The following is a 12,080-nucleotide window of genomic DNA, read 5'->3' as shown; positions in this document are numbered from 1 at the left end:
CCCCCGCCACCCCCACCCCCGCCGGCACCACCCTCACCGAGCACCCCGAGTAGCCCTCCCCCTCCCCCTCCCCGCCCCCGCGACAGCCGACTTCCGCCCGACAGCGGACTTGTGCACGAGAGCGGACTTCCGCACGACAGCCGAGTTGTGCGACAGCAGGGTTCGTCACGCCCACGACTCGGTCAGGACAGCAGTACTACTTCGGGGCACGGGCGGGCTCACGAAGCTCGGGTCCGCCCACCGGCTCGGCTTGCGCACAAGTCCGCTCTCGCGCACAAGTCGGCTCCCGCGCGCAAGTCGGCTCTGGCGCACAAGTCCGCTCTCGCGCACAAGTCCGCTGTCGCGCACAAGTCCGCTCTCGCGGGAGGGGGTGAGGACGGGAGGCCGGAAGCGAGGGCAGGTGGGGTGTTGCTCGGGTCACTCGGTCGGATGGTTGTTCTAGTTGCAGTAGCGCAATATGATGAACCTATGCTGCTCAGGATCGACACCTCAAGCTCGCTGCCGATCTTCGAGCAGCTCGCGACGCAGGTGCGCCAGGCGGTCATCGCCGGGGAGCTCACCAGCGGTGAGCGCCTGCCCTCGGCGCGCGAGCTCGCCGAGTCGCTCGACGTCAACCAGCACACCGTGCTGCACGCCTACCAGCTCCTGCGCGACGAGGGCCTGCTCGAGCTGCGCCGCGGGCGGGGCGCCGTCGTCACCGCCCACGCGGCGGAGCACTACGAACCGCTGCTCACCGCCCTGCGGGCCGTCCGTACCGAGGCCGCCGCGCTCGGCCTGCCCCTGTCCGCCGTCGCCGCCATGCTCACCTCCGAGGAGACGCCATGACCACTCGCCCACCGCACCGCACCCGCGCCTGGCTGCTCGGGGTGCTCCTGCCCGTCGTGATCACCGCGGCGGCGTGGGTCGTCGTCGCCGCCCTCCTCCCCCGCCTGCCCGACCCCGTGGCCCTCCACTGGGGCCTCGACGGCGTGGACCGCACCGGGTCGGTCGGCGAGCTCGTCGCCTCTACGGGGGTCATCAGCGCCATCTCCCTCGTCATCATGGGGACGCTGGCGGTCCTCACCGGACGTCAGGCCATCACCCGGCGGATGACGCTCGGCCTCGCCACCGGGCTGGCCACGCTGTTCGCCGGCATGACGCTGTCGACGGTCCTCGTCCAGGTCGACGCCGCGTCCGCGTTCGACGCCGCGTCCCCCGACGCGAGCCTGACCGTCAGCCTCGTCGCCGCCGTCGCGCTCGGCGCCCTCGCCGGTGCCCTCGCCGGCAGCGACCCGGCCCAGCCCGCGACCGGCGAGCTGCCCGCCGGAGCCCTCGTCGCCGACCTTCCCGAGGGTCAGCGGGCGGTGTGGGTGCGCAGCGTCGCCGGCATCGGCCAGACGACGACGTGGGTGCTCGCGACCTGCGCCGTCCTCCTCGGGGTCGGGTTCTGGCTGCTGTCGGACATGATCTTCCCCGTCGTCGTGCTCGCTCCGGTCGTCGTCCTCATGCTCACGATGACGACGTGGCAGGTCCAGGTCGACGCCCGCGGGCTCAGCGCCCGCGGCGCACTCGGCTGGCCGCGCCTCCACGTCCCGGCTACGGAGGTCGAGCGCGCCGAGGTGACCCAGGTGAACCCGTTCGCCGAGTTCGGCGGCTGGGGAATGCGCACCACCGTGTCCGGCACGGTCGGTGTCGTCGTCCGCAAGGGCGAGGCGATCGCCGTCGAGCGCTCCGGGGGACGGCGCATCGTCGTCACGGTCGACGACGCCGCCACGGGGGCGGCGCTCCTCAACACCTACGCCCAGCGCGCCCGCACGACGCACCCCGCGTACTGAGGAACTCCGGGGCCGTCCGCGATTGAACGTTCACGCGGCCTGGTCTAGGGTCGACAGCAGGCCGTGTCCCGGCCCCCGCGCAGCCGTGAGAGGAGACGCCGCAGCCATGTCCGTGCTCGCCGCCCCCGCCTCCACCTGCTGCTGCCGTCCCTGTCAGTAGAGCGCCCGGCTCTAGCGTGCGGCTCGCCCGTATGCCGGGCGCTCCTCGCCACCAGCGTCGGTGGCCCGCCTCACCACCCCCGTACCTCCGCTGCGAAGGAACCCCAATGGCACGTATCTACGACGACGTCACAGCCCTCGTCGGGCACACCCCGCTCGTCCGGCTCAACCGCGTCACCGACGGCCTCAAGGCCACCGTCCTGGCCAAGCTCGAGTTCTACAACCCGGCCAACTCCGTCAAGGACCGCATCGGCGTCTCCATCGTCAACGCGGCCGAGCAGTCCGGCGCCCTGCCCCCCGGCGGCACCATCGTCGAGGCCACGTCCGGCAACACCGGCATCGCTCTCGCGATGGTCGGCGCGGCGCGCGGCTACGACGTCGTCCTCGCCATGCCGGAGACGATGAGCAAGGAGCGCCGCGCGCTCCTGCGCGCCTTCGGCGCCGAGCTCGTCCTCACCCCCGGGTCGGAGGGCATGAAGGGCGCGGTCGCCAAGGCCGAGGAGATCGCCGCCGAGCGCGAGGGCGCGATCCTCGCCCGGCAGTTCGCCAACGAGGCGAACCCGGCGATCCACCGCCAGACCACCGCCGAGGAGATCTGGAACGACACCGACGGCGAGGTCGACTACTTCGTCGCCGGCATCGGCACCGGCGGCACCATCACCGGTGTCGGCCAGGTGCTCAAGGAGCGCAAGCCCGACGTCAAGATCATCGCCGTCGAGCCCGCCGAGTCGCCCATCCTCAACGGTGGCCAGCCCGGCCCGCACAAGATCCAGGGCATCGGGGCGAACTTCGTCCCCGAGATCCTCGACACCTCCGTCTACGACGAGGTCATCGACGTCTCCGCCGAGCAGTCCGTCGTGATGGCCCGCCGCGTCACCGCCGAGGAGGGCATCTTCGTCGGCATCTCCTCCGGTGCCGCCGTGCACGCTGCGCTCCAGGTCGCCGCGCGCCCCGAGGCCGAGGGCAAGACGATCGTCGTCGTCATCCCGAGCTTCGGGGAGCGCTACCTCTCCACCCCGCTCTACAGCGAGTTCGCCGACTGAGGTGCACGACTCGAGCGTTCGCTTCTGGGTGCTCCTGAGGGAGGACCTCGAGGCTGCGCGCCGCGGTGACCCCGCGGCGCGCACGCTCCTCGAGGTCGCCCTGGGCTACCCCGGTGTCCACGCCTTGTGGGCCCACCGCGTGTGCCACCGCATGTGGCACGCGAGCCCGTTGCTGCGGCTCCCGGCCCGGCTGCTGTCGCAGCTGGTCCGGGGCCTCACGGGCATCGAGATCCACCCGGGGGCCGTGCTCGGCCGCCGGCTGTTCATCGACCACGGCATGGGCGTCGTCATCGGGGAGACGGCGGTCGTCGGCAACGACGTCGTCATGTTCCACGGCACGACGCTCGGCGGCCGGTCGATGACCAAGGGCAAGCGTCACCCGACGATCGGGGACCGCGTCGTCATCGGCGCGGGCGCCAAGGTCCTCGGCCCGATCACCGTCGGCGACGACGCGCAGATCGGGGCCAACGCCGTCGTCGTGCACGACGTGCCCGACGGGGCGGTGTCCGTCGGGGTGCCCGGGCGGGTGCGCGAGCGCCTCACCGCGGTCGACCCCTACGCCGACCCGGCGCTGTTCATCTGAGCCGACCCCCGGCGCACCGCGCCGGGGGTCCGCCCCACCATCCTGGTGAAGGCGCGGCTGAAGGCCGCCTCGGACCGGTAGCCGAGCTCGGCCGCGAGCGCCGCCACCGTCGTCCTGTCCTCGGTGAGGCGCGTGTGGGCCAGCCGCATCCGCCAGCGGGTGACGTAGGCCATCGGCGCCTCGCCGACGAGCGCGGTGAAGCGGGCCGCGAAGGACGAGCGCGACATCGCCGCGGTGCGGGCGAGCAGCTCGAGCGACCAGGGGTGGCCGGGGTCGGCGTGGACGGCCTCCAGGACCCGCCCGATACGCTCGTCGTCCAGCGCCCGCAGCCAGCCCTGCCGGGCGCCCGGGTCACGGTCGAGCCAGCCGCGGATCGCCTGGACGACGAGGATGTCGGCCAGCCGCGTCGCCACCGCCTCCCCGCCGGGCCGGGGACGGGACAGCTCGCCCGCCATGAGGCGCAGCGTCTCGCGCACACCCTCGTCCTCGCTGGTGCGCAGCACCGGCGGGAGCGCCCGGAGCAGCTCCTTGGCGGCGGGCTCGTCGAAGCCGACGACGCCGCACACGAGCCGGGTGGGGCGCCCTCCCCCGCCGTGGCGCAGCACCGAGTAGTGCTCGGTGAGGTAGCGCTGGGGCAGCAGGTCGACGCGGCGCGCCCCGCGCACGCCGGGGTCGCTGAGGAGGTCGTGCCCGCGGCCGTGCGGGACGAGGGCGAGGTCGCCGGCGTGCAGCTCCTCCGGCTCCCCGCCGTCGACCCGCAGCCAGCACGTGCCCGCCGTGATGGCGTGGAAGCTCACGGTCCCAGGGAACGCCGGCATCTCCAGCGCCCACGGTTCGGTGAGCTCGGCGTGGCAGTAGAACGTGCCGCGCATCCGCACAGTGTGCAGCGCCTGCGCGAGGCGGTCGGCACTCTGCCAGGGCGTGGCCTTCATGCGCGCAGTCTGACACCGGACGAACCGGACGTCCTGCTGAGAGTGGACGAACGGTCAAGAAGGGCGGAGGGACAGGCATGGATGCTCCGCAGACTCCTCCGTAGCGTCGGTGATCCAGGCACACCGACCCGAAGGAGCACCCATGTACGCCATCGCCGGAGCCAGCGGACGTGTCGGGTCCGCTGCCGCGGACCACCTCTTGCGCGCGGGCCGGCCCGTGCGCGTCCTCGTCCGCCGTCCCGAGGCCGCCGCCGCGTGGGAGGCACGCGGCGCGCAGGCACGGCTCGTCGACCTGCACGACGAGGAGGCGCTGGCCGAGGCCCTCACCGGGTGCACCGGGCTGTTCGCCCTGCTGCCCTTCGACCTCACCGTCGAGGACGGTGCCACGGACGCCCGGGCCGTCGCCGGCGCGACGGCGGGCGCCGTGCGGCGGGCGGGTGTGCCGCACGTCGTCGTCCTGTCCTCAGGCGGGGCCGACCTGCCGGGCGGGACGGGGCCGATCGCAGGGCTCCACGTCCTCGAGGAGTCGCTGCGGGCGACCGGCGCACGGGTCAGCGCGCTGCGCTCGGGGCACTTCCAGGAGAAGGTCGGTGACGTCCTCGACGTCGCGCGCGCCGAGGGCGTCTACCCGGTCTTCGCCGCGTCCGCCGACGTCCTGCACCCCATGGGCGCCACCCGCGACCTCGGCGTCGTCGTCGCCCGCACCCTCCTCGCGCCGGCGGCGGCGGACGAGGTCGTCGACGTCCTCGGGCCGGAGTACACCGAGCGGGAGGTGGCGGCGGTGCTCGGCGCGGCACTGGGCCGCGAGCTCGCCGTCGTCCCGCTGCCCGAGGAGGCGTGGGCGCCCACGCTCGCGGCGACCGGTCTGCCGATGCCGGTGGCCGAGAGCCTCGCCGAGCTCTACCGGGCCGACGAGCAAGGGCTGCTCGCCCCGCGCGGCGGGCGCACCGTGCGGCTCACCACGCCGCTGGCGGACACGGTCGCCGCGCTCGTCGTCGCGGCGCCCGTCCCCCAGGGCTGAGCGGGCGCGGACGGGACCGCAGGGCTCAGCGGCGCTGCTCGCGCGGGCACCAGAACACCCGCCGCGCACCCATGACGTCCTCGGTCACCCGGGTGCCGCAGCGCAGGCAGGGGCGGCCCGAGCGGTGGTAGACGTACCACCGGTCGTCCTCCTCCTGCCGGTCCTCCGGCTCGGTGGTGACGATGCGGCCGGTGGCCACGCCGTCGGCCATGAGCACCGCGAGGTCGGCCCACATGCCGCGCAGCTTGGCCGCCGAGACGGTCCTGCCGAGGCGACGCGGGTGGAGTCGCGCCCGGTAGAGCGCCTCGGCCCGGTAGATGTTGCCGACGCCGGCGATGACCGCCTGGTCCATGAGGAGCTCGCCCACCGGCCGCGCCCGGCGCCGGACGTCCGCGACGAACACCTCGGGGTCCCCGTCGGTGCGCAGCGGGTCGGGGCCGAGCCGGGCCTGGACCGCCGCCTTCTCCTCCGGCGTCACCACCTCGCACGCGGCGGGGCCGGTGAGGTCGGCGACGCCGTGCTCACCGAGCAGCCGGACGCGCACGGCCCCGCGCGGCTCGGGCGGCTGCCAGTCGTCCGGGGCCACCTCCGTGCTCTCGCCGGACAGTGGCGTCTCCTCCTCCGCGACGCGGCGCCGGGGCGCGCCGATGGCGTGCGGGGCGTGGAACGTCGAGTCGCCGGCGAAGGTCCACGAGCCGGCCAGCCCGAGGTGCACGCGCAGCCAGCGCAGCTCCTCGGCTGCCGCGTCGTCGCCGGCCGCGAAGCCGAGGAACAGGTGCTTGCCGTGGGCGTCGGTGGCGACGAGCCGGTGCCCGTCGAGCAGCGCGGCGCCCGCGGCGAAGCGGCCCTGGGGTGAGCTCACCTCCAGCCGCTGCCCGTGGAGCAGCTCGTCGAACGCGAGCGCGAGCCGGTGGATCGAGTGGCCTTCAGGCATGGAGCTCCTCCACGGGGTCCCACAGGGCGCGGGTGAGGTCGACGGCGCCACCGGGACGCAGCGGCGTCCCCTCCGCGGCGTAGTGCTCGGCGGCGCGGGCGGCGAGGTGGCTGGGCAGCGACCCGTCGGCGCGGACGACCCGCCACCAGGCGACGGAACCGCCCTCGCGCGCCATGACCGCGCCGACCGACCGCGCCGAGCCCTGGCCGGTGCGCGCCCGCGCGGCCTCCGAGACGAGGCCGTACGTCGTGGCACGACCGGGTGGGACGTCCTCGGCGACGTCGAGGACGAGCTCGCTCCAGTCGGTCACGCCCGCCATTGTCCCAAAAACCGCTCGCTACGCCGTCGGGGCTGCTGCCATGCTCGTCCCCGTGCCCCACACCCACCCCACACAGGTCCCGCTGCCGCCCGGCTACCGCCTCGCCGAGCTCGACGACGCCACCGACCGCGACGCCATGCGCGAGATCGACCGCTGGGCCTTCGCCTTCGAACCCTCCCCCGAGGACGACCAGGTCGACGTGTGGGCGCTGGAGCCTGCGCGCAGCGTCGGCGTCTGGTTCGACGGCCCGCGGGGGACGATGCTCGCGGCGATGCACTCCTCCTACGCCTTCCGGGTGCAGGTGCCCGGCGGGCAGCGGGTGCCCGCCGCCGGCCTCACCTGGGTCGGGGTGCACCCCGGGCACCGCCGGCGCGGCCTGAGCCGCGCGATGCTCCACGCGCACCTGCGCCGCAGCCGCGACCGCGGCGAGGTCCTCTCGGTCCTCAACGCCGCGGAGAGCGGTATCTACGGCCGGTACGGATACGGCATCGCGAGCCACCGCGCCTCGCTCACCCTGGGCAGGGGCGCCGACCTGCGCCCGGTTCCCGGGAGCGAGGAGCTCCTCGTCGAGCTCGACACCTTCGACGTCGCCCGGCACGGCGCCGAGCTGGAGCAGGTCCACGGCAGCGCCGTGCGTCCCGGGTGGATCACCCGGGACACCGAGGCGCTGCGGCGGCTGCACGTCCTGGACTGGCCCTCGGCCCGCAAGGGCGCCGAGCGGCGGCGGATCGCGTTCGTCCGGGACGCCGCGGGCGAGCCGCGCGGCTACGCGCTGCTGCGGCGCACGGAGAAGTGGAGCGACGAGAGCCGCCCGGAGGGCGTCGTCAAGATCCACGACGTCCTCGCGCTGGACGCCGCGGCCGCGCGGGCGCTGTGGGCCACCCTCCTCGACCTCGACCTCATGGGGACGGTCGAGGTGCGCAACCTCGCGCCCGACGACGCCGTCCTCGGCCTGCTCACCGACCTGCGCGGCACCAACCGCAAGATCCACGACGACCTGTGGGTGCGCATCCTCGACCTGCCCGCCGCGCTGCGGCTGCGCTCCTACCCGTGCGACATCGACGTCGTCCTCGACGTCAGCGACCCGCTCGTGCCCGACAACCACGGCCGGTGGCACGTGCGTGGCGGCCCCGAGGGCGTCGAGGTCACCCGGACCGAGGCACCGGCGCACCTGGCGATCGGCGTCGCAGACCTCGGCTCCGCCTACCTCGGCGGGACGACCCTGAGCGCGCTGCACGCCGCCGGGCGGGTCACCGAGCTCGTCCCCGGCTCGCTCGTCCCGGCGGCGGCCGCCCTGGGCTGGCCGGTGGCCCCCAGCACCGGCTGGGGCTTCTAGCGCTGCTCGTAGGCCGCGAGCTGGTCGATGCGACGCTGGTGGCGGGCCTCGCCGGAGAACGGCTCGGCGAGGAACGCCTCGACGAAGGCGATCGCGTCGTCCACCGGGTGCTTGCGGGCACCGAGGGAGATGACGTTGGCGTCGTTGTGCGCCCGTGCGAGGACGGCGGTGTCGGTGTCCCACACGAGGGCGGCGCGCACGCCGCGGACCTTGTTCGCGGCGATCTGCTCACCGTTGCCCGAGCCGCCGAGGACGATGCCCAGGCTCCCCGGCTCGGCGACGACGGCCTCGCCCGCGGCGAAGCAGAACGAGGGGTAGTCGTCCTCGGCGTCGTACTCGTGGGCGCCGTGGTCGACGACGTCGTGGCCGCCGGCGGTGAGGTGCTCGACGAGGGCGGTCTTGAGCTCGTAGCCGGCGTGGTCGGCGGCGATGTGGATGCGCATGACCCCTATCTTGCCGTGCGCGGGCCGTGCCGGGGACCCCTGTCCGAGGGCTCCCGTATCGTCGGAGCATGACGACGAACGAGACGACCGCTCCCATGTCGTTCGAGCAGGCCATGGACACGTCCGTGCGGCCGCAGGACGACCTCTACCGCTTCATCAACGGCACCTACGTCCGGGAGCACGAGATCCCCGCGGACCGTGCCCGGGACGGCGCCTTCATGGTGCTGCGCGACCTGTCCGAGCAGCGGGTGCGCGACATCATCACCGAGGCCGCCACCGAGGACGCCACGGGTGAGGCGAAGCAGATCGGGGACCTGTACGCCTCGTTCATGGCCGAGGAGCGCATCGAGGCGCTGGGCACCGCGCCCCTGCAGGCCGACCTCGAGCTGTTCACCGCCGCCCGTGACAAGGACGCCCTCGCGCGCGCCATGGGCACCCTGGCGCCCACCGGCATCGGCGGCGCCGTCGCGCTCTTCGTCGACACCGACTTCAACGACCCCGACCGCTACTCGGTCTTCCTGTGGCAGAGCGGGCTCGGGCTGCCCGACGAGTCCTACTACCGCGAGGACGCGCACGCCGAGACCCGCTCGGCCTACGTCGCGCACGTCGCCACCATGCTCGAGCTCTCCGGACTCGTCGCCGCCGACGAGGCGATGGGCGCGGCGCAGCGGGTCATGGCGGTCGAGACGCGTCTGGCCGCGGGTCACTGGGACAAGGTGAAGTCGCGGGAGGCCGACCTCATCAACAACCCGCGCACGTGGGCCGAGGTCGTCGAGGGCGCCCCCGGCTTCCCGTGGGACCTGTGGCGCGAGGCGTTCGACCTGCCCGCCGGCGCCCTCGACACCTCCATCGTCGGCATGCCGTCCTACCTCACGCACTTCGCGGCCGCCTGGGAGGAGCTCGACGTCGACTCCCTGCGGATGTGGCTGCTGTGGCACGTCGTCTCCACCCGCGCGCCCTACCTGCCTGCCGCGTTCGTCGAGGAGCACTTCGACTTCTACGGCCGCACCCTCACCGGCGCGCCGGAGCTGCGCGAGCGGTGGAAGCGGGGCGTGTCCCTCGTCGAGGGCGTGCTGGGCGAGGCCGTGGGCAAGATCTACGTCGAGCGGTACTTCCCGCCGGCGCACAAGGCCCGCATGCAGGAGCTCGTCGACAACCTCATCGAGGCCTACCGGGAGTCGATCACCGGGCTCGACTGGATGGGTGAGGAGACCAAGGAGCGCGCGCTGGAGAAGCTCGCTGCCTTCACCCCCAAGATCGGCTACCCCGACAAGTGGCGCGACTACTCCACCCTGGAGATCGACCCCACGGACCTCATGGGCAACGTGCGGCGCGCCGAGCTGTTCGAGACGAAGCGCGAGCTCGCCAAGCTGGGCAAGCCGATGGACCGCGACGAGTGGTTCATGCCGCCCCAGACGGTCAACGCCTACTACAACCCGACGATGAACGAGATCGTCTTCCCCGCCGCGATCCTCCAGCCGCCGTTCTTCGACGCCGAGGCGGACGACGCGTGGAACTACGGCGGGATCGGCGCCGTCATCGGCCACGAGATCGGCCACGGCTTCGACGACCAGGGTTCCAAGTACGACGGCACCGGCCGGCTGCAGGACTGGTGGACCGAGCAGGACCGTGCCGAGTTCGAGGCCCGCACGAAGGCGCTCATCGCCCAGTACGACGCCTTCTCCCCCGCCCAGCTGGACGGATCGCACCACGTCAACGGCGCGCTGACCATCGGGGAGAACATCGGTGACCTCGGCGGTCTGACGATCGCCATCAAGGCCTACGAGATCGCCCTGCGCAAGCAGGGGCTCGCCGGCCTGGACGAGGCGCCGGTGATCGACGGGCTCACCGGGCTGCAGCGCATCTTCTACTGCTGGGGCCGGGTGTGGCAGCAGAAGGCCCGCGACGCCGAGGTCATCCGGCTGCTGGCGATCGACCCGCACTCGCCGAACGAGTTCCGCTGCAACGGCGTCGTGCGCAACCTCGACTCCTTCGTCGAGGCCTTCGACGTCCAGCCCAGCGACGCGCTGTACCTCCCGCCCGAGGAGCGCGTGAAGATCTGGTGATCGCCACGAGGCCCGGACCGCGACGGCGGTCCGGGCCTCGTGCTCAGGACGTCAGAAGAGGGAGTAGGCGGCCCGGGCCACGGTGAACCCGTAGCCGGACTCGTCGTGGCGGCAGGTGACGCCGCTCTCCGCGCTCTCGCAGGTGTAGCCGTGCGCGCTGATCGTCTCGCCGTAGGCGAGGGGCGAGACGTCACCGGCGACGACGAGCGGCTCGCAGGGCATCGACGCCCCGGCCGGCTCCACGCGCAGGTGGCCGCCGGCGCCCTCATCACCGCACTCGGCCGCGTCGGTGGCCTCGTAGGTGAAGTTCGAGATCACGCACTCGGTGCTGTCGACGGTGAGCACGCAGACGATGTTGCCGGTGGGTGAGGCGAAGTACTCCGACTCGGGTGCGGGCGTCGCCCCCTCCTCCCGGGGCGCCGGGGTGGCGGTCCCGCTGGCCGCGGGAGCCTCCGCCGGGGTGGTGGACGCGTCGGCGGCGGACCGCTCGTCCTCGCCCCCGAGCCGTCCGGCGAGCAGGACGACGAAGAGCAGGACGAGGATGCTCACCACGACGATGAGCAGGATCTGCGCCGGCGTCAGCCGCCGATTCCCGGGCATTTCGGACATCGACCTTCCAGTCTCTCTCGACAACGCCCGACACCGTACGCGAACGTCGCGGCAACCCGGAAAAGCCGCACGTCAGGCGGGCCGGCTCCCGAAGGCGGCGGTGCCGACCCGGACCATGGTCGCCCCGGCCGCGACCGCGACCTCGAGGTCCCGACTCATTCCCATCGACAGCTCGCGTGCGTCCCCGGTGCCGGGGGCACCGCTCGCGACGACGTCGTCGCGCAGCCGGGCGAGCCGCTCGTAGGAGGCCCGGACGACGTCGACGTCCGCAGAGTTCGCGCCGATGGTCATCAGGCCCCGCAGCCGCAGGTGGGGCAGGACCCCGACGCCGACGGCGAGCTCGAGCGCCCCCTCCGGCGCGGAGCCCGCCTTGCTCGCCTCCCCCGAGGTGTTGACCTGGACGAAGACGTCGAGCACGCGGCCGGCCTCGCCCGCGAGCCGGTCGAGCCGCTGGGCCAGCGCGAGACCGTCGACGCTCTGCACGCAGGAGACGAGCGGGACGACCTTGGTCGCCTTGTTCGACTGCAGCCGTCCGATGAAGTGCATCTCGTGCGGGACGTCGGCGAGCTCGGGAGCCATCGCGACGAGCTCCTGGGCGCGGTTGTGCCCCAGGAGGCGCGCGCCGTCGAGGACTGCCTCGCGCACGACGTCGCCGGTCTGCGTCTTGACGGCGAGGAGGATGCGCACGTCGTCGGGGTCCCTCCCGACAACCCGTGCCGCGCGCGCGACCCGCTCGCGCACAGCAGCCAGTCGCCCGGTCACCTCACTGCTCACGCTCCTGACGATATCGCCCCACCGGCCGACTCCCAGGACGCTCGTCG

The 12,080-nt window shown here is 73.5% G+C and carries 13 protein-coding genes; 7 read left to right on the top strand and 6 right to left on the bottom strand.

Annotation, left to right across the window (positions count from 1 at the left end; all coding sequences use genetic code 11):
• The first annotated feature begins 468 nt into the window (after positions 1 to 468).
• From FHE66_RS15395 to epsC, 4 genes are all read left to right on the top strand, one after another.
• Positions 469 to 825, top strand: a complete 357-nt coding sequence (locus tag FHE66_RS15395) for a GntR family transcriptional regulator (RefSeq protein ID WP_139948096.1) — start codon at positions 469 to 471, stop codon at positions 823 to 825.
• Positions 822 to 1,814 (top strand): DUF1648 domain-containing protein, encoded by a 993-nt coding sequence (locus FHE66_RS05960; RefSeq protein ID WP_139072060.1) that lies wholly within the window; start codon positions 822 to 824, stop codon positions 1,812 to 1,814. The genes FHE66_RS15395 and FHE66_RS05960 overlap by 4 nt, the downstream gene beginning before the upstream one ends.
• Before the next feature lie 266 nt (positions 1,815 to 2,080).
• Entirely contained in the window at positions 2,081 to 3,016 is a 936-nt protein-coding gene (gene cysK, locus FHE66_RS05955) for a cysteine synthase A (RefSeq protein WP_139072059.1), read from the top strand.
• A 1-nt stretch (position 3,017) separates the two neighbouring features.
• Positions 3,018 to 3,599 (top strand): serine O-acetyltransferase EpsC, encoded by a 582-nt coding sequence (epsC, locus tag FHE66_RS05950; RefSeq protein ID WP_139072058.1) that lies wholly within the window; start codon positions 3,018 to 3,020, stop codon positions 3,597 to 3,599.
• Here the strand turns inward: epsC and FHE66_RS05945 are convergent.
• On the bottom strand, positions 3,572 to 4,531 hold the full coding sequence (locus tag FHE66_RS05945; protein WP_139072057.1) for an AraC family transcriptional regulator: 960 nt from the start codon (positions 4,529 to 4,531) through the stop codon (positions 3,572 to 3,574). The two genes, epsC and FHE66_RS05945, sit on opposite strands and share 28 nt — an antisense overlap.
• 142 nt (positions 4,532 to 4,673) lie before the next feature.
• Between FHE66_RS05945 and FHE66_RS05940 the strand changes: the two genes are divergently transcribed.
• Positions 4,674 to 5,552 carry an NAD(P)H-binding protein gene (locus tag FHE66_RS05940; RefSeq protein ID WP_139072056.1) on the top strand — a complete coding sequence of 293 codons (879 nt, stop codon included), beginning with the start codon at positions 4,674 to 4,676 and terminating at the stop codon, positions 5,550 to 5,552.
• A 25-nt stretch (positions 5,553 to 5,577) separates the two neighbouring features.
• On the opposite strand, the gene FHE66_RS05935 is transcribed toward FHE66_RS05940, so the two are convergent.
• Together FHE66_RS05935 and FHE66_RS05930 are read right to left on the bottom strand one after the other, a co-directional pair.
• The gene (locus FHE66_RS05935) at positions 5,578 to 6,486 is read right to left on the bottom strand and encodes an Fpg/Nei family DNA glycosylase (protein ID WP_139072055.1); all 909 of its coding nucleotides are present in this window, start codon (positions 6,484 to 6,486) and stop codon (positions 5,578 to 5,580) included.
• The gene (locus FHE66_RS05930; RefSeq protein WP_230976547.1) at positions 6,479 to 6,796 is read right to left on the bottom strand and encodes an MGMT family protein; all 318 of its coding nucleotides are present in this window, start codon (positions 6,794 to 6,796) and stop codon (positions 6,479 to 6,481) included. Before FHE66_RS05930 ends, FHE66_RS05935 begins: the two co-directional genes overlap by 8 nt.
• Before the next feature lie 61 nt (positions 6,797 to 6,857).
• On the opposite strand from FHE66_RS05930, the gene FHE66_RS05925 reads away from it, so the two are divergent.
• Positions 6,858 to 8,141, top strand: coding sequence for a GNAT family N-acetyltransferase (locus FHE66_RS05925; RefSeq protein ID WP_218013629.1), 1,284 nt, complete (start codon positions 6,858 to 6,860; stop codon positions 8,139 to 8,141).
• Here the strand turns inward: FHE66_RS05925 and FHE66_RS05920 are convergent.
• Entirely contained in the window at positions 8,138 to 8,584 is a 447-nt protein-coding gene (locus tag FHE66_RS05920; RefSeq protein WP_139072052.1) for a ribose-5-phosphate isomerase, read from the bottom strand. The two genes, FHE66_RS05925 and FHE66_RS05920, sit on opposite strands and share 4 nt — an antisense overlap.
• A 68-nt stretch (positions 8,585 to 8,652) precedes the next feature.
• On the opposite strand from FHE66_RS05920, the gene FHE66_RS05915 reads away from it, so the two are divergent.
• Positions 8,653 to 10,650, top strand: a complete 1,998-nt coding sequence (locus FHE66_RS05915; protein ID WP_139072051.1) for a M13 family metallopeptidase — start codon at positions 8,653 to 8,655, stop codon at positions 10,648 to 10,650.
• 51 nt (positions 10,651 to 10,701) lie between these two features.
• On the opposite strand, the gene FHE66_RS05910 is transcribed toward FHE66_RS05915, so the two are convergent.
• Both FHE66_RS05910 and FHE66_RS05905 read right to left on the bottom strand, forming a co-directional pair.
• A complete protein-coding gene (locus FHE66_RS05910; protein ID WP_139072050.1) occupies positions 10,702 to 11,250 on the bottom strand; it encodes a hypothetical protein in 549 nt (182 codons plus the stop codon).
• Between the two features lie 81 nt (positions 11,251 to 11,331).
• Positions 11,332 to 12,033: a YggS family pyridoxal phosphate-dependent enzyme gene (locus FHE66_RS05905; RefSeq protein ID WP_139072049.1), complete on the bottom strand. Its 702-nt coding sequence runs from the start codon at positions 12,031 to 12,033 to the stop codon at positions 11,332 to 11,334.
• Positions 12,034 to 12,080 lie beyond the last annotated feature (47 nt).

The sequence above is a fragment of the Georgenia sp. 311 genome (genome assembly GCF_006151955.1).
In the GTDB taxonomy this organism is placed as follows: domain Bacteria; phylum Actinomycetota; class Actinomycetes; order Actinomycetales; family Actinomycetaceae; genus Oceanitalea; species Oceanitalea wutianyii.
The sequence above is the reverse complement of the archived record's forward strand: the minus strand, read 5'-3'. Positions and strand labels throughout refer to the sequence as shown.